Origin of the sequence: Chitinophaga sedimenti, from assembly GCF_023156195.1 — a bacterium.
Lineage (GTDB): Bacteria > Bacteroidota > Bacteroidia > Chitinophagales > Chitinophagaceae > Chitinophaga > Chitinophaga sedimenti.
In genome coordinates, this window is record NZ_JAKUKA010000001.1 from 2172951 (window position 1) to 2188816 (window position 15866).

Genomic DNA, 15866 nt, shown 5'->3' on the forward strand with positions numbered 1-15866 from the left:
AAACAATCATTTCAGTATATAGTGATCACACAAAATAGTTTATCATGTTAAAATGGACGGATGTTGTAGGGTTTGCCAGCAAAGGCAATCCGAAACCTGATAAAAAGGTGGTAAAAACAGCGGACGAGTGGCAGCAAGTGCTGACGCCCGACCAATTCAAAATAACACGTTTGCATGGCACGGAAAGGGCGCACAGCTCCGATATGTGCTCCCGTTTCGAACCGGGAAAATATGCCTGCGTTTGTTGCGGCACCTTGCTGTTCGACGGCAGCGAGAAATATGAAAGCGGCACCGGCTGGCCTTCCTTCACGCAGCCTATCACCGAAAATGCAGTGGCTTATCATAAAGACGAAAGCTACGGCATGGTGCGGATAGAAGCCCTCTGTAACACCTGCGATGCCCACCTGGGGCACGTGTTCCCGGACGGACCGGCGCCCAGTGGATTAAGATATTGTATGAACGCACTGGCGTTAAAAAAGAAGAGCACTAATGGAAACAACGAAAAAGAACGTCGCCTGGTCACTCCTCGAACTGGCGACGATACCACAAGGCGTTACCATCGAGGAAACGCTTAAACATAGCGTAGACCTCGCGCAAAAAGCGGAGCAACTGGGCTACCGCCGCTTCTGGCTGGCGGAGCACCATAACTTCGTGCACATCGCCAGCGTGGCTACGCCGGTACTCATCGGCCACATCGCCGGCAATACGAAAAGCATCCGGGTAGGCTCCGGCGGCGTGATGCTGCCCAATCACTCCCCGCTGATCGTGTCGGAGCAATTCGGCACACTCGGCCGGCTGTTCCCCAACCGGATAGACCTGGGACTAGGCAGGGCGCCCGGCACCGACCAGGTAACCGCGCACGCCATCCGCAGCGACCGGATGAAAGCCGTACACAATTTCCCCGGGGAGATTGAACAGATACAACAATACTTTTCAAAGGATAACAGCGCGTCGCAGGTACGGTCCGTGCTGTCCGAAGGCACCAACGTACCGCTGTACATTTTAGGCTCCAGCCTGGACAGTGCACACCTGGCGGCAAAGATGGGCCTCCCCTATGCCTTTGCCAGCCACTTCGCCACCGGCATGTTCCTGCAGGCCATCGATACCTACCGCAGAGAGTTCCGTCCGTCGGCCGCACTGGACAAACCATACATCATCGCCGGCGTGAACGTGATCGCCGCCGATACGGAGGAAGAGGCGCAGCACAACTTCACCTCACTGGTAAAGATGATGCTGGGCGTATTCACTGGCAAAAGCGAGCCATTGCAGCCCCCCGCCGAATTAACACCAGAGCTGCGCCGCGTGCTGCAGGACCCGATGTTCCGGGACCTGTTAAGGTATTGTTTCGTGGGCACTAAGGAGCAGGTAGCGGACAGTCTTGACAAGTTCCTCGAAGATACGGGTGTGGATGAATTGATGGTGGTGACAAACGCGTACGATCATCAGTTCAGGCTACGGTCTTTTGAGATATTGGCGGAAGTGATGAAGGAAAGACATGAACTGACGAAAGCCTGATCATAATATATTTATAAAGAGCAGCTGCACCGCTATATGGTGCAGCTGCTTTTTTATGCACGGACCTTAAATATTTATTGTACTTTCGCCCCGCAATTGGTTCCTAACACCATGTTCAATCGTGTTAGGAATAATAGGGAATCAGGTGCAAATCCTGAGCAGACCCGCTACTGTAAGTTCTATACAACGCTTTAGCAATCTAATTGCCACTGTCCCGACGAAACAAGGGATGGGAAGGCAGCTAAAAGCGAGAACAAGCCAGGAGACCTGCCAATGCAGATAGTTTTAAAGCTTTCGGGAATAAGGCTTTGAATAGACTTACACTGATTCATTTCAGGATTTATTTGTTTTTGGTAAAGACTTCCCGTCAGCTATCCGAGGAATTCAACTATTGATGTTTATGTCCAACCCATTAAAGGCGTTACTGGTAACGTTTTTAACTTTTATTGCCCATCACCTGCACGCACAGGATACGGTCAGTAACGTGAAGACGCTTCGCGGTGTAACTATTTTTAAATCCGTTTATAAAGAAGTGATCCCTTCGCAGAAGCTGTCCGGCGACAACCTGAAAAGTTTGAACAGCTTTTCAGTAGCCGATGCTATCCGTTATTTCGCGGGCGTACAGGTAAAGGATTACGGCGGCATCGGCGGCCTTAAAACCGTGGACATGCGCAGTATGGGTACCAACCACATGGGCGTATTCTACGACGGCATCCAGCTCGGCAACGCACAAAACGGACAAATAGACCTTGGTAAGTTTTCGATGGATAATATCGAATCTATCTCCGTCTATAACGGGCAGAAGAGTGAGATCTTCCAGCCCGCCAGGGATTACGGCTCCTCCGGCACGATTTATCTGCGCAGCCGCAAACCGGTATTCGACTCTTTAAAAACCACCCACTTCAAAGGCGTCTTTAAAACCGGTTCGTTCGATCTGATCAACCCTTCTCTCCTGTTCGAGCAAAAGCTCACCAAGAATATCAACGCTTCCTTCAGCAGTGAATATGTAAAGTCTTCGGGCCGTTACCCGTTCCGTTACAAGCGCGTATTTCATGAATCCGGCAACACTGCCTGGGACACAACCGCCATCCGCAAGAACGGCGACATCAGCGGACTGCGACTTGAGGGCGGCCTATACGGCAACATCGATCGTGGTGTATGGAACGCGAAAGCATACTTCTATGATTCAGAAAGAGGCATCCCCGGCGCCATCGTGAACAACGTATGGAAACGCTCGCAACGCCAGTGGGACCGCAACTTCTTTGTGCAGGGATCTTTCCAGAAAAATATCCTGACAGGCTACGATCTGCAGGTAAACGCCAAGTACGCCAACGATTACATGCGTTACCTGAACCCGGACACCACGCTGATGTACATCGATAATAACTTCCATCAGCAGGAATGGTACGGATCTGTAGCGAACAAATACAGCATTACTAAAAAGATCGACATTAACCTGTCTACCGACTTCCAATACAATACGCTTAGTTCCAACCTCGACGGCTTTGTGTTTCCTGAGCGCTTCACGTCACTGGTGGCATTGGCGGGCGCGGCAGACTTTGGCGCCATAAAAATGCAGGCCAGTGTGCTGGGCACTTTTATCAAAGAACGGGTGGCCAGGGGCAACACCGCTGCCGGAGATTCAGCGGTGGCGGCGCCAGCAAAAATGAACTGACGCCGGCATTCTTTTTCTCTTACAAACCGTTGCCTAAAGCGGACTTCAACCTGCGGGCTTTTTATAAGAACATCTTCCGGATGCCCACCTTTAACGACCTGTATTACACGGATATCGGGAACATCAGCCTGCAACCGGAATACACGCACCAATACAACGTAGGTTTCCAGTATAAAAAGCACATCCCAAAGGCATCTGGCGCGAGTGGCAACTGCAATCTGATTTTTACTTCAACCAGGTGACGAATAAAATCGTCGCCGTACCCAAAGGCAGCGGCATGTACCGCTGGATGATGATGAACATCGGCACCGTGGAGATCAAAGGTATGGATGTAGTGACCGATCATTCCTTTGTGCTGCCCGCCGATGTGATCGTGAATCTCCGCGCCGCTTACACTTACCAGCTCGCGCAGGACTTTACAACACGTAAAAACCCGGAGCTGCAAAAGATTACCTACGGCGGACAGATACCGTATATCCCCTGGCATAGCGGTTCTATCATCTCGGGCATCCTGTATAAATCCTGGCGGCTGAACTACAGCTTCATATATGTCGGCGAGCGGTATCATAACTCCGCTAACATCCCCGAAAACTATGAGCAGCCATGGTATACCACCGACTTGTCGGCCTCCAAAGAAATTCAACTTAAAAAATGCCGCTTTAAAATATCGGGAGAAGTGAATAATGTACTGGACCAGGATTACGAAGTGGTGCTAAACTACCCGATGCCCAAGCGAAATTATAAACTCATTTTATCCATTGAATTATGAGAAAGTACCTGACAGGCTTTTTAGTGCTGCTATTGTTCTCCTGCCGGAAAGATGTGGCGGTATTCATCAATGAAGATACTTCGCTGGACTCAGCCGCACAAAACGGTTACGCCGGCTTTTACCTGCTGAACGAAGGCAATATGGGCAGCAATAAAAGCACCCTTGACTATTTCGACTATACCAAAGGCGAATACAAACGGAACATCTACGCGGCCTACAACCCCACCGTCCCCAAAGAGCTGGGCGACGTGGGCAACGATATCGCCATCTACGGCAGCAGGCTTTATGCCGTGATTAATGCATCGAATAAGGTAGAAGTAATGGATGCAAGAACGGCGAAAAGAATCGGCCAGGTCGAAATTCCCAACTGCCGGTATATTAAGTTCGATAAAGGATTTGCGTACATCACGTCTTACGCGGGGCCTATTGAAATCAACCCAAATTATGCGCAGAAAGGATATGTCGCGAAAGTGGACACCGCCACGCTGGCCATTACAGATAAATGCATAGTAGGCTATCAACCCGACAATCTTGACATATCGAACGGCAACATCTATGTAGCCAACTCCGGCGGCTACATGGGCGCCGGCAACACCGAAAAATACGAGCGTACCGTTTCGGTCATCAGCCTCGCCACTTTTAAAGAGAACAAACGGATCGACGTGGCCTATAACCTGCACCATGTAAAGGCAGATAAACGCGGTGATCTTTGGGTAACCTCCAGGGGGATTATAAACAACTTCCCTCCCGGCTTTACTTCATCGATAAAGACCTGCAGGCGGTAACGGACACCCTGCCCATCGCCGTCAGCAATTATTACCTCGATGGCGACTCGCTTTACGTATACAGCACCGAATGGAGTTACATCACCTACTCCAATGTAATCAGCTATGGCATTGTGAACACCCGCACACGTGAGATCGTGACCCGCGCCTTTATTACCGACGGAACCGACAAAGAGATCGAGATCCCATATGGAATTATGGTACACCCCGTGACGAAGGATATTTATGTGACCGACGCAGGCAACTACGTGTCACCCGGCATGTTGTACTGCTTTTCCAAAGAAGGAAAAAAGAAATGGAGCGTCCGTACCGGCGACATACCCGCACATTTTGCATTATTACCCAAACTATAGGACGATTCGAAAACAAACCACATGAAAAAATTCATCTTTCTGGCCCTGCTCGCCGGCGTTATTTTCGCTGCTTCCTCCTGCCGTAAAGAGCTGTACAATGCGCCCGACATTTCCGGTGTTGGAGAAGACACCGTTACCCTGAACATCGGTGATAAACTGGTACTGGCGCCCAATGTGACCAACACGAAAGGCAACAGCTACTCCTGGTGGATCAATGGCAAAAAAGCCGCGGCAGGCCAGCTTAACTATACATTTGAAGCTACCGAAGCCGGTAATTTCGATGTGGCGTTTAAAGTCAATAACAAAGGCGGCGCAGCCGAACAAACGTTCAAAATATTCGTGGAATCACCGATCACCCTGGCCCTTGCCGATCAGCTGGCAGTGTCTATGTCGAACGTGCTGGATATTAAACCCACCATTACCGGCCCCGATCGTGACGACTACACCTATGTATGGTCGCTCGGCGATTCGGTCATCGGCAAACAACGCGACCTCGCTTTCATTTACCCCGAAGCCGGCACTTTCCAGCTGACACTGCGTGCTGCCGCAGGCAAACAAACCACCACGATCACCCGGCCCATCACGGTAAATGCGGCCACCTATGTGAAGAACGCCTACACCCTGCTGGAATACCTGCCGGCGCCCTGTAAAGGCCATAACTGGTCCGTAATCGGCTATGCAGATTCCTGGAAATATGGTGTGGAGTTCCCGCTTTCTTACAATGATTACCTGGCTAAATCGACCCAATTACGTAAAGAGAACGCCGCTAACGGCCTCGTACTCGGTTCCTGGGGCGGATCAGCCACCTTTAAGTTTGATCATACGGTCGTAAATGCCGCCGGTAAACCCGACCTGGAAATGACCGCTATTTATTCCCGCCTCGATATTCCGGCCGTATATGTAGCCTATGACCGTAACAAAAACGGCAAACCGGATGCGGATGAATGGTACGAAATCAAAAACGAGGATTATGGCATCGAAGACTTACCGGATTACCAGGTCACTTACAGCGCCGGCAGACTGGAAACGGATGGCAGAAGGATCTACAACTATTTCAACTGGGCAGATAACCAGGAAACCCCGGGGCAGGGCGAGGTACAATATGTTAAAGTGCTTACCAGCTCCATGACCATCGCCAATGTCATGTCTACCAAAGGCTTCTTTCCCGGTTACTACATGCCCGATACGGCCTCCAAAAAAATGGTGCTGATGGACGGATGGGCAAGCACTTTCACGCGTAAAGGAAAACGCATCAGCAGGAACGTTTCCGGCGCGGTGCAGTTCCAGCAGAAATTGAATATTGATATCGATATGGCCGTAAATACCAAAGGTGAGTTCGTGCACTTACCGGGCATCGATTTTATTAAAGTCCAGAAAGTAGTATATCCGTTCCAGCTGGATACCGGTGTAGGTATCGTAAAAGACTGGAACATGGAAGAAGGCAGGATCACGCAGGTATTCGGCATCCTGGACAGGCACTTAAAAAACTAAAAGCCGGGCAACCCCAATATTTGTTTAACTCAAAACATGAACGCATGAAAAACACATTTTTCCGTAAACCCCTGGTAGTAGCGATCACCTTTCTTGTTGCAGCAACAGCCTGTACCAAGCAGGGCGACGTACTGCCAGCAAAACTGAACAGCGAAGATGGAAAGAGTTCCGTCAACAAACTGTTATCGTCGTATACCATCGACTTTGAAGGAATCAGCAGCACGTACATGGCCGGCAACACCTCCTATGGCGACAACTGTTATTCTACCTGGGGCGGCACCCAGATTGCGCCCTATGTACATACCCCAACCAACCTCCGGTTCGCCATCAAAGGCGCCGGTGGCAGTTCCCCGGTTGAATTCTGGGACGGTGGTTTTGTAGTGTCTGACTGGAACTATAAGGCCAATATTCCGGGCACCAGCGGTGACTGGTGGTACTCCTACTTGAACCAATGCAGCGTTTATTCCGGCACCAGCGGCGCTAAAAACGGCGGTGCAGATGGCAGCAGCAACTTTGCCGTCATGTTTGGTTACGTAGATGACTACAACTACACCTATGCCACCCGCCCAACACTTGATTTTACGTCGGGCAGCGGGGAGATCTCCGGTATGAAAGTATGCCTCTCTTCGTACACCTACGGGGTGATCATGAATGGTAACTCCTTCGGCAGTATCGGCAGCGGTACCCCATTGTCCGCCGTGCAGGGAGGAAACGGCTTCTTAACCTTACAGGCATATGGTTTCAACGGCAGCACGCCTACGAATGGCGGTCTCCCCGTAGAAATCGACCTGGCCAGGTACCTTGGCGGCTCCGCAGTTGCGGGTCCTTTAACCTCTGGACTTATTTCGATTTATCTGCTTTAGGAACGGTTACCCGTGTTGAGTTCAACATCTCCGGTAACGACGCCGGCGACTACGGCCTTAATACACCCGCTTACGTGTGTATCGACGACGTGGAAGTAGCGTTATAGTCAACATGCCCGGCTTTTTTAAAACATCATCAATCCGATAAAATGAATATTTCATACAAACGCCTCGCTTACCTCACTTGTATAGCTCTATTGGTCACCGCCTGCGGAAAAAGGACGCCGAACTGCCGGAACCCGCACCTGTTATTGCCGGTGTTGAAGCCGAATATTATGTAGTGGTAAAAGAGGTCCTGCAACTGAAACCTGCTGTTGAAAATCGCGTAGACTCCATCGTATGGACACTGGACGGCAAAAGAGTAGCCAACGCCCCGGAATACGCCTTTGCCGCACCTGCCACGCCAGGCAGCTACCACCTCGTGATCTTGGCCTATAACAAAGGCAATATTGCTCAAAAAGTAATACAGATCACCACCGGTCAATACATCAACTGGTCGGCCACCACCAATACGGTCCTGAAGATTAACGCTTCATCGAAATTTGCGAATACCACCGGCATCAGTTGGGAAATGGTGTCGGCGCCATCTACGCTGTACCGGTTAGCGGATTCCAGTTCTTTCGCCCTGTTCACCACCGTAGAAAAAGGCACCTACAAACTGAAAGTCTACGCCGGCAACCTGGTAGATACGCTGCTGGTGACCGTGCGCCAGCCCGAAAAGGCCGCATCTCCTTACATCTCCCAGGTATTTGATTACCTGCCCGCCCCCGGCCAGTTTGTAAACGAACTGCCTAAGTATGTGGCGGGAGATACCCGCGAAACCATGATCGCTAAAGTGACGAAAGACCTGGTAGGCGAAGACGCTAATACCATTACTTTAGGTGGATGGGGCGGCTACGTCGTGATCGGGTTCGATCACACCATCGCCAACATTGCCGGCCGCCGCGACTTCCGCATTCACGGCAACGCCTTTGGCGCAACCGCCAACCCACGCCCTAATGCACCCTTTGGTGGCAGCTGTGAGCCTGGCATCGTGATGGTAGCGTACGATAAAAACAAAAACGGACAACCGGACGAAGATGAGTGGTATGAAATTAAAGGCAGCGCCAATTTCCGCAGAAGGCGAAGCCTGGTACGCGGCCGCTGTTGCCGTTAAAAACGATGTGCGCACGTTCCGTAATTACGAAATGACGTATCACCGTCCCACAACGGAAACGCCAGACGGTACTCCTGAAAACAGTGTAAGCATTAAAGATTATATCAGGTGGAGCGACAACCAGGGGCAGGAAGGCTTTAAAATGAAAAACACTTTCCACACGCAAACCTACTACCCTGCCTGGATCACCGATTCAAAAATCACCTATAAAGGCATCCGCCTCGCCAGGAATGGCATTGAAGAAAGCGGATCGGGTAGCTACTATGTACTGTACGGATTTAAATACGGGTATGTAGACAACTATCCTAACGCACACGACAACGCGGGCATCGACATCGACTGGGCGATCGATAAAAACGGTAATAAAGTTAACCTGCCCGGTATCGATTTTGTGAAAGTGTATAATGGCGTAGACCAGGAAAATGGCTGGCTGGGCGAAGCCTCCACAGAAATGAGTCGCGGCGAAGACCTGCACCTGCTTGGACTTAATATTCCGACGATCATTCCATAAATTCTTTTATAACCATCTCCCTGACCTGTTGGTTGCCCGGCATACGGGCAACCTTTTTTATTAAAAGTTGATGTTGTAAGTGTTCTTGTTCTCACACATCACGAATGTACTGTGCGTACTGCCAATACTCGTTACTGACCCCAGTTTATTGAATACAAAGTCCTGGTAATGCTTCATGTCTTTCGCATATACTTTCAGCAGAAAATCATAGTCCCCGGAAATATTGTAACACTCCACTACCTCCGGCAGCTTCATAATATCCGTTACGAACTTATGCCCGATGCTTTTATCATGATGCTTCAATTTGATATTACAAAACACGATCAGCCCGTAATTCAGCTTCTCCGCATCGATGAGCGCAATGTACCCTTTGATGTAACCACCGGCCTCTAACCGTTTTATCCTTTCAAAAACCGGTGAGGGCGACAGGTTCACTTTGGCTGCGAGGTCTTTGGTGGTAATTTTTGCATCGGCCTTCAACAGCCTTAATAATTGTAGGTCCGTTTGGTCCAGTACGTCGTCCATAGAATAATTTCCTTTTAAGCGGTCTTAATTCAACATAAAACCGCTGATTTATCTGCCAAATGTATTAAAAACATGTTTTCCAACCGAACTTTTGTTCTTTTTTAGCTAATTATATCCTATTTAATAGCTTTGTGCAGAATTTATACTTCGTTTAACCGGAAGCGGTTTTCCTGCCCTCAACAGGCGGGAGATTAAAAGGGAACCATGTGTGAATCGTGGACTGTCGCGCAACTGTAAGTAACATACCTGGGTTTTAGCTGGCGAATGCCCACTGCCCCGAGCAATCGGGATGGGAAGGGCGGCTGAAACGTTACAAGTCAGGAGACCTGCCCCTCCCCGGAAAATCCCATTATTCATCAAATCAGTATCGAAGATGCTTACACAAAACCTTGGCTACCCGCGAATTGGTGGTCAACGACAATTAAAGAAAGCCTGCGAATCCTATTGGGCAGGCACCATCAGCCTGGAAGACCTGCACCAGGCAGCCCGCAACATCCGGGAAGAAAACTGGCAAACCCAACTGGATGCCGGCATTGACCTCATCCCCTGTAACGACTTCAGTTATTACGACCGGTACTGGATACCAGCCTGCTGCTGGGTGTTATCCCGCAACGGTATGCGCCGGTAGCCGGTGTAGAAGGCAATAGCGAAATAGACCTGTATTTTGCCATGGCAAGGGGTTATCAGCGGGATGGACTGGATATTACCGCCATGGAAATGACCAAGTGGATGGATACCAACTACCACTACATTGTACCGGAATTTACCGCCAGGCAATCTTTTAAGATACAGTCAGAGAAAGTATTTAACGAATACACCGCCGCACGGAAAATCCTCGGCGAAAAAGCCAAACCGGTGCTGACAGGCCCGGTGAGCTACCTGCTGATCGGTAAAGAAAAGGAAGCCGGCTTCGACCGCATTGACCTCATCACTTCATTGGTGCCCGTATACGCAGACATCATTAAACGCCTGCAACAACAGGGCGCACAGTGGATACAGCTGGACGAACCCTGCCTCGCGCTGGATTTGTCTGCCAAAGAAAAAGCAGCATTTGAATACGCCTACCGCGCTATCGCCGAACAGGTGAACGGGGTGAAACTGCTGGTGGCTACTTACTTCGAAGGCCTGCTGGACAATACGCAATTAGCGGTAAACCTGCCGGTAACTGCCCTGCATATCGACCTGGTGCGTGCGCCGGAACAGCTGGACGAAGTACTCGCGCTCATGCCTGCTACCCTGCAGCTTTCACTGGGTGTCATCGACGGTCGTAATGTATGGAAAAACGATTATGAAAAATCGCTCGCCCATATCCATAAAGCAGCAGCCAAGCTGGGCAGCGACCGCGTGATCATTGCCCCTTCCTGTTCGCTGTTGCACAGTCCTATCGACCTGGACGGCGAAACCGCCATCGATCCCGAAATCAAAAACTGGATGGCCTTCGCCAAACAGAAACTACAGGAAGTAGCGGAACTGAAACAGATCGTTGCCGGCAACCAGGCATTACTGGACGCCAACAAACAGGCGATCAACAGCAGGCGGACCTCGCAGAAAGTACACAAACAGGCGGTAAAAGACCGTGTAGCCGCTACCACCGATGCTGACGCGACCCGTAAGAGCGCTTTCCCGGTACGCCAGCAACTGCACCGCGAGCGTTTTAACCTCCCTGCGTTCCCGACAACGACCATCGGTTCCTTCCCGCAGACAGATGATATCCGCCAGCTGCGTGCAAAGTTCAAAAAAGGTGACCTCACACTTGCGCAATACGAAAAAGCCATCGAAGATGCTACCATTGAAGTAATCCGCTGGCAGGAGGAACTGGGTCTTGATGTACTGGTGCATGGCGAGTTTGAACGTAACGACATGGTGGAATACTTCGGCGAACAACTCGATGGTTTCCTGTTTACGAAAAACGGATGGGTACAGAGCTATGGCAGCCGCTGCGTGAAACCGCCGGTGATTTTTGGCGATGTAAGCCGTCCGCAGGACATGACCGTACGCTGGATCACTTTTGCTGCGCAGCAAACCAGGAAACAAATGAAAGGCATGCTCACCGGCCCGGTAACGATCCTGCAATGGTCGTTCGTGCGCGATGACCAGCCGCGTGATGTGACCACTAACCAGATTGCCCTCGCCATCCGTGATGAAGTGGTAGCCCTGGAAAAAGCCGGCATTGGCATCATACAGATTGATGAAGCGGCGATCCGGGAAGGGCTGCCCCTCCGTAAAGCCAAACGCGCGCACTACCCGGATTGGGCCGTAAAAGCCTTTCGTGTAACCGCCAGCGGGGTGCAGGACAACACACAGATCCACACACACATGTGTTACAGCGAGTTTAACGACATCATTGAACACATTGCCGCCATGGATGCCGATGTGATCACCATCGAAACCTCGCGTTCACAAATGGAGCTGCTGCATGCCTTTGCGCATTTCGACTACCCGAACGAGATCGGGCCCGGCGTGTATGACATTCACTCGCCACGCGTGCCCGGCAAGGACGAAATGGTATCGCTGCTCACCAAAGCAGCCGACCTGTTACCCGCGCAAAACCTTTGGGTAAACCCGGATTGCGGCCTTAAAACCCGCAAATGGCCCGAAACCAAAGCTGCCCTGGAAAACATGGTGCAGGCCGCGAAAGCTGCACGTGAACTGATCAGCGTAGCCGGAATTGCATAAAAATCATACCCGATACTGGCTGCGGTCATATTAAAGTCCGCAGCCTTTTTGTATACTTGCGCCGCCAATGATGGCGCCAACACTTTAAAACAGCTTATGTTCCCGGAGAAAATCAGGTCCGGACAATCCGGGATTTTAACATACGGCATTACCCCTCCCAAGGCTACCACCATGCCTGAACGGGTAGCTGAAATTGCCGGAAGAACACTGCAACGGCTTGTGCCGCTCGATATAGATGCGCTGATCGTGTACGATGTGCAGGACGAATCTGCCCGCACCTCCGCCGAAAGGCCGTTCCCTTTTTTAAATGCCCCGGATCCTTACGAGTTCGCGAGCCAACACCTGCAGGCATTAGACATACCGAAAATCATTTACCGCCCTGCGGGAAAGTTTACCCAGGAAGAATTAGCGGCATGGTTACAAGGCGTGGCAGCGGCCAACTTTCACCCGGTGTTCGTTGGTATTCCCGCTCCCGATTACCCGGTAAAAACAAGTTTACCCGAGGCTTACCAACTCTGGAAAAAACATGAGGCAACTTCCGTAATGGGGGCTGTCACCATTCCTGAAAGACATGCGGTACTGCACGACGAAGACAAACGCATCCTGGACAAAGCGGCCAGCGGCGTTTCCTATTTCGTATCGCAATGCGTGTTCAACCTGGATTACGCGAAGAAAGTGGTGGAAGACCTGTGCAATACCTGCCGGGAACAACAAATAACACCGCCTACTATCATATTCACCCTCACCGCCTGCGGTTCGGAGAAGACATTACACTTCATGGAATGGCTGGGCATTCATATACCCGAAGCCATCAAAGCAGACCTGAAGAACGCAGACAACATGCTGGACAGCTCCGTAAAACTGTGCCTCGACATCGCGGAGGAACTGGCCACCTTCTGTGCCGCGCAATGCATGCCGTTTGGTTTCAACATCGAAAGTGTGGCCATCCGGAAAGATGAAATAGAAGCATCGATCTATATGGTAAATGAAATAAGCGATATGCTCGCAGCAAAAGGCATCAGGCAGGCAATAGCTCTTAACGAAGATAAAACGAATCATGCTGACCTTTCTTACCCGCAAAGAACGATTTAACGCCGCACACCGGATGTACCGGCAGGACCTAACCGAAGCCGAAAACTTTGAACTGTTCGGCAAATGCGCCAATCCCAATTACCACGGCCACAACTACGAACTGTTTGTGACGGTAAAGGGCGAGGTGAACGACGACCGCCCATACATCATCGACCTCAAGCTGTTAAAGGTGATCATCAATGAGCTGATTATTGATAAACTGGACCACATGAATCTCAACCTGGACGTGGATTTCATGGCCGGTAAAATGGCTTCTACGGAACTGCTTTGCATCGAGATCTTCAAACAACTGAAAGGGCCGCTCGAGGCTTACGAGGGGGTAATTTTACATTCGGTACGGCTGGCGGAAACGGAGAACAACAGTGCGGAGTGCTTTGGATAAATGACAAAACCTGCGACGGGCGCAGGTTTTATATTGATCCTCCGGATCCCTCCGTTCACTCGTTCCTTTTTACAGGTTCCAGTTTCTCCAATTCCGCGTCCGTAAAAAGCCGGTAGTGCACTTTGAAGGTTTTGCCCAGCGGTGTTTCCAGCGAAAAACCACCGGGGCCGAAGCCATCTACTACGTCGAGTGTAAAGTGCGCATACTTCCAGTACTCGAACAGGTCCCTGTCTATCCAGAACTCGAAGCCCCTGATGGTACCAATACAGGCATCATTCATCCGCGGAAAAAATCCGCCCTTTTCAAAACACTGCGGCTGCGTACCTTCACAACACCCGCCTGCCTGGTAAAACATCAGCTCACCATGTTGTTCTGAAAGCGTATCGATCACGGCCAGCGCTTCTTTCGTTGCATCCAATCTTTTTACGGCTGTCATTACTGCTATCATTAAGTGTCTATAGTAAAAACCGCAAAGACCGGCGACGCCGGGTCTTTGCGGCTCACCTGTGCTACCTGTTAGAAAAATCCGAGCTTTTGCTTACTATAGGATATGAGCATGTTTTTCGTTTGACGATAATGCCCCAGCATCATCTTGTGATTTTCCCTGCCGATACCGGACTGTTTGTAGCCGCCAAATGGCGCGCCCGCCGGGTAAGCGTGGTAATTATTCACCCACACCCTGCCAGCCTGTATAGCACGCGGAACGCGGTACAGCTCATGCGCATCACGGGTCCATACGCCGGCGCCGAGGCCATACATCGTATCGTTCGCCAGCTCAATGGCTTCTTCCACGGTTTTGAAAGTAGTCACGGCCAGTACGGGGCCAAAGATCTCCTCTGGAAGATGCGCATTTTGTTGTGTCCCTTAAACAAAGTGGGTTGAATATAGTAGCCGGTTTCCAGGTCGCCTCCCAGGTGGTTCTCATCACCGCCTACAAGCACTTCCGCACCTTCTTCTTTACCCAGTTTCAGGTAAGACATGATCTTATCCTTCTGAATTTTAGAAGCCTGCGCGCCCATCATCACCGTTGGATCCAGCGGGTTGCCGGTTTTAATCTTCTTCACCCGGTCAATTACCTTCGCAATGAACTTTTCGTAAATATCTTCTGGATCAGCAAACGCGAAGGACAGGTGCAGATCTCACCCTGGTTAAGGGCAAATAATACCGCGCCTTCGATTGCTTTGTCCGGTATTCATCATCCGCATCCATGACCGAATTAAAGAAGATATTGGGCGACTTGCCGCCCAGCTCTAACGTAACCGGGATGATGTTTTCCGTAGCGTACTGCATCACCAGGCGGCCCGTAGCCGTAGACCCCGTAAACGCCGCTTTCGCTACTTTCGGATTGGTGACCAGTGCTCGCCCCACTTCTGCCCCAAAACCATTCACGATATTGATCACACCGGCAGGGATAAGATCTTCGATGAGTTCCATCAACACCATAATAGAAACCGGCGTGCTTTCTGCGGGTTTCAAGACTACCGTATTTCCGGCAGCCAGTGCCGGTGCGAGTTTCCATACCGCCATCAGGATCGGGAAGTTCCAGGGAATGATTTGCCCAATGACACCCGGGGTTCCTGGATGACCAGCGAAACCGTGTCTTTATCCAGTTCCGTGGCGCCGCCTTCTTCAGCTCTTATCACCCCTGCAAAATAGCGGAAGTGGTCGATGGCAAGTGGCAGGTCCGCGTTCAATGTTTCACGGATAGCCTTACCGTTATCAATCGTTTCCACCGTCGCCAGCTTTTGCAGGTTTTCCTCCAGCCGGTCCGCCACCTTATTTAATATGATACTGCGCTCTGTAGCAGAAGTGTGCTTCCATGTTTTGAAGGCTTCTGCCGCGGCGTCTACAGCCAGGGCAATATCCTCCTTACCGGAATGCGCCACTTTTGTAAAAACTTTTCCATCAATGGGAGAAACGACGTCGAAATATTTCCCTCCCGCAGGCCCTGTCCATTTACCACCGATGAAGTTGTCATACCTGTCTTTAAAAGACGGGCGGGCAAATCCATCATTTTTGGGTACTATTTTGTCACTTTTCTTAGCACTTGCTGATATTTCTGCCATAATTTTA

At 50.6% G+C, this 15866-nt stretch carries 18 protein-coding genes, 2 pseudogenes and 2 riboswitches; of the genes and pseudogenes, 15 read left to right on the forward strand and 5 right to left on the reverse strand.

The genetic code is table 11. From position 1 onward, the window contains the following. Nucleotides 1-44 precede the first annotated feature (44 nt). The 12 genes from msrB to MKQ70_RS12410 all read left to right on the forward strand — a co-directional run bounded on the left by msrB (nucleotide 45) and on the right by MKQ70_RS12410 (nucleotide 9118). The gene (msrB, locus tag MKQ70_RS12365) at nucleotides 45-575 is read left to right on the forward strand and encodes a peptide-methionine (R)-S-oxide reductase MsrB (protein ID WP_248071229.1); all 531 of its coding nucleotides are present in this window, start codon (nucleotides 45-47) and stop codon (nucleotides 573-575) included. Continuing rightward, nucleotides 490-1515 carry an LLM class flavin-dependent oxidoreductase gene (locus MKQ70_RS12370; RefSeq protein ID WP_248071230.1) on the forward strand — a complete coding sequence of 342 codons (1026 nt, stop codon included), beginning with the start codon at nucleotides 490-492 and terminating at the stop codon, nucleotides 1513-1515. Before msrB ends, MKQ70_RS12370 begins: the two co-directional genes overlap by 86 nt. Before the next feature lie 80 nt (nucleotides 1516-1595). Continuing rightward, nucleotides 1596-1804, forward strand: a riboswitch (cobalamin riboswitch). A gap of 111 nt (nucleotides 1805-1915) precedes the next feature. After that, the gene (locus MKQ70_RS12375) at nucleotides 1916-3190 is read left to right on the forward strand and encodes a TonB-dependent receptor (RefSeq protein ID WP_248071232.1); all 1275 of its coding nucleotides are present in this window, start codon (nucleotides 1916-1918) and stop codon (nucleotides 3188-3190) included. Then, on the forward strand, nucleotides 3187-3432 hold the full coding sequence (locus MKQ70_RS38305; protein ID WP_282457258.1) for a TonB-dependent receptor domain-containing protein: 246 nt from the start codon (nucleotides 3187-3189) through the stop codon (nucleotides 3430-3432). The genes MKQ70_RS12375 and MKQ70_RS38305 overlap by 4 nt, the downstream gene beginning before the upstream one ends. Further along, nucleotides 3429-3959: a TonB-dependent receptor domain-containing protein gene (locus MKQ70_RS12380; protein ID WP_308199003.1), complete on the forward strand. Its 531-nt coding sequence runs from the start codon at nucleotides 3429-3431 to the stop codon at nucleotides 3957-3959. The genes MKQ70_RS38305 and MKQ70_RS12380 overlap by 4 nt, the downstream gene beginning before the upstream one ends. Further along, the gene (locus tag MKQ70_RS12385) at nucleotides 3956-4744 is read left to right on the forward strand and encodes a YncE family protein (RefSeq protein ID WP_248071233.1); all 789 of its coding nucleotides are present in this window, start codon (nucleotides 3956-3958) and stop codon (nucleotides 4742-4744) included. The genes MKQ70_RS12380 and MKQ70_RS12385 overlap by 4 nt, the downstream gene beginning before the upstream one ends. Further along, nucleotides 4669-5097, forward strand: a complete 429-nt coding sequence (locus MKQ70_RS12390; RefSeq protein WP_248071235.1) for a YncE family protein — start codon at nucleotides 4669-4671, stop codon at nucleotides 5095-5097. The genes MKQ70_RS12385 and MKQ70_RS12390 overlap by 76 nt, the downstream gene beginning before the upstream one ends. Before the next feature lie 21 nt (nucleotides 5098-5118). Continuing rightward, nucleotides 5119-6588, forward strand: coding sequence for a PKD-like domain-containing protein (locus MKQ70_RS12395; RefSeq protein WP_248071237.1), 1470 nt, complete (start codon nucleotides 5119-5121; stop codon nucleotides 6586-6588). A 44-nt stretch (nucleotides 6589-6632) separates the two neighbouring features. After that, complete coding sequence (locus MKQ70_RS12400) at nucleotides 6633-7451, forward strand: DUF4465 domain-containing protein (protein ID WP_248071239.1); 819 nt, start codon at nucleotides 6633-6635, stop codon at nucleotides 7449-7451. 26 nt (nucleotides 7452-7477) lie between these two features. After that, nucleotides 7478-7558, forward strand: coding sequence for a DUF4465 domain-containing protein (locus tag MKQ70_RS42170; protein WP_372490109.1), 81 nt, complete (start codon nucleotides 7478-7480; stop codon nucleotides 7556-7558). 77 nt (nucleotides 7559-7635) lie between these two features. Continuing rightward, nucleotides 7636-8607, forward strand: a complete 972-nt coding sequence (locus MKQ70_RS12405; RefSeq protein ID WP_248071241.1) for a hypothetical protein — start codon at nucleotides 7636-7638, stop codon at nucleotides 8605-8607. After that, nucleotides 8540-9118, forward strand: a complete 579-nt coding sequence (locus MKQ70_RS12410; protein WP_248071243.1) for a hypothetical protein — start codon at nucleotides 8540-8542, stop codon at nucleotides 9116-9118. Before MKQ70_RS12405 ends, MKQ70_RS12410 begins: the two co-directional genes overlap by 68 nt. 60 nt (nucleotides 9119-9178) lie before the next feature. On the opposite strand, the gene MKQ70_RS12415 is transcribed toward MKQ70_RS12410, so the two are convergent. Beyond that, nucleotides 9179-9643 carry an Lrp/AsnC family transcriptional regulator gene (locus MKQ70_RS12415; RefSeq protein ID WP_248071245.1) on the reverse strand — a complete coding sequence of 155 codons (465 nt, stop codon included), beginning with the start codon at nucleotides 9641-9643 and terminating at the stop codon, nucleotides 9179-9181. 145 nt (nucleotides 9644-9788) lie between these two features. Further along, nucleotides 9789-9991, forward strand: a riboswitch (cobalamin riboswitch). A 25-nt stretch (nucleotides 9992-10016) separates the two neighbouring features. On the opposite strand from MKQ70_RS12415, the pseudogene metE reads away from it, so the two are divergent. The 3 genes and pseudogenes from metE (at nucleotide 10017) to MKQ70_RS12430 (ending at nucleotide 13793) form a co-directional block, all read left to right on the forward strand. Then, nucleotides 10017-12319, forward strand: a pseudogene (metE, locus tag MKQ70_RS12420) (5-methyltetrahydropteroyltriglutamate--homocysteine S-methyltransferase). A 48-nt stretch (nucleotides 12320-12367) separates the two neighbouring features. Further along, entirely contained in the window at nucleotides 12368-13411 is a 1044-nt protein-coding gene (locus tag MKQ70_RS12425; protein ID WP_248071247.1) for a methylenetetrahydrofolate reductase, read from the forward strand. Continuing rightward, nucleotides 13377-13793, forward strand: a complete 417-nt coding sequence (locus MKQ70_RS12430) for a 6-pyruvoyl trahydropterin synthase family protein (RefSeq protein ID WP_248071249.1) — start codon at nucleotides 13377-13379, stop codon at nucleotides 13791-13793. The genes MKQ70_RS12425 and MKQ70_RS12430 overlap by 35 nt, the downstream gene beginning before the upstream one ends. Nucleotides 13794-13848: 55 nt before the next feature. Here the strand turns inward: MKQ70_RS12430 and MKQ70_RS12435 are convergent, their stop codons facing one another. The 4 genes and pseudogenes from MKQ70_RS12435 to MKQ70_RS38325 form a co-directional block, all read right to left on the reverse strand. After that, complete coding sequence (locus tag MKQ70_RS12435) at nucleotides 13849-14229, reverse strand: DUF779 domain-containing protein (protein WP_248071251.1); 381 nt, start codon at nucleotides 14227-14229, stop codon at nucleotides 13849-13851. An 80-nt stretch (nucleotides 14230-14309) separates the two neighbouring features. Beyond that, a pseudogene (locus MKQ70_RS42175) lies at nucleotides 14310-14857 on the reverse strand (aldehyde dehydrogenase family protein). A 46-nt stretch (nucleotides 14858-14903) separates the two neighbouring features. Then, a complete protein-coding gene (locus MKQ70_RS38320; protein WP_282456413.1) occupies nucleotides 14904-15320 on the reverse strand; it encodes an aldehyde dehydrogenase family protein in 417 nt (138 codons plus the stop codon). Then, nucleotides 15320-15859, reverse strand: coding sequence for an aldehyde dehydrogenase family protein (locus MKQ70_RS38325; RefSeq protein WP_282456415.1), 540 nt, complete (start codon nucleotides 15857-15859; stop codon nucleotides 15320-15322). Before MKQ70_RS38325 ends, MKQ70_RS38320 begins: the two co-directional genes overlap by 1 nt. Nucleotides 15860-15866 lie beyond the last annotated feature (7 nt).

Excerpts from the sequence above, each read along its gene's own strand:
- MKQ70_RS12400 (WP_248071239.1), top strand. The coding sequence starts at position 6,633 with ATGAAAAACACATTTTTCCGTAAACCCCTGGTAGTAGCGATCACCTTT.
- MKQ70_RS12415 (WP_248071245.1), bottom strand. The coding sequence starts at position 9,643 with ATGGACGACGTACTGGACCAAACGGACCTACAATTATTAAGGCTGTTG.
- MKQ70_RS38320 (WP_282456413.1), bottom strand. The coding sequence starts at position 15,320 with ATGGCGGTATGGAAACTCGCACCGGCACTGGCTGCCGGAAATACGGTA.
- MKQ70_RS12395 (WP_248071237.1), top strand. The coding sequence starts at position 5,119 with ATGAAAAAATTCATCTTTCTGGCCCTGCTCGCCGGCGTTATTTTCGCT.
- MKQ70_RS12410 (WP_248071243.1), top strand. The coding sequence starts at position 8,540 with ATGAAATTAAAGGCAGCGCCAATTTCCGCAGAAGGCGAAGCCTGGTAC.
- msrB (WP_248071229.1), top strand. The coding sequence starts at position 45 with ATGTTAAAATGGACGGATGTTGTAGGGTTTGCCAGCAAAGGCAATCCG.
- MKQ70_RS12370 (WP_248071230.1), top strand. The coding sequence starts at position 490 with ATGGAAACAACGAAAAAGAACGTCGCCTGGTCACTCCTCGAACTGGCG.
- MKQ70_RS38325 (WP_282456415.1), bottom strand. The coding sequence starts at position 15,859 with ATGGCAGAAATATCAGCAAGTGCTAAGAAAAGTGACAAAATAGTACCC.
- MKQ70_RS12435 (WP_248071251.1), bottom strand. The coding sequence starts at position 14,229 with ATGACAGCCGTAAAAAGATTGGATGCAACGAAAGAAGCGCTGGCCGTG.
- MKQ70_RS12385 (WP_248071233.1), top strand. The coding sequence starts at position 3,956 with ATGAGAAAGTACCTGACAGGCTTTTTAGTGCTGCTATTGTTCTCCTGC.
- MKQ70_RS12430 (WP_248071249.1), top strand. The coding sequence starts at position 13,377 with ATGCTGACCTTTCTTACCCGCAAAGAACGATTTAACGCCGCACACCGG.
- MKQ70_RS12375 (WP_248071232.1), top strand. The coding sequence starts at position 1,916 with ATGTCCAACCCATTAAAGGCGTTACTGGTAACGTTTTTAACTTTTATT.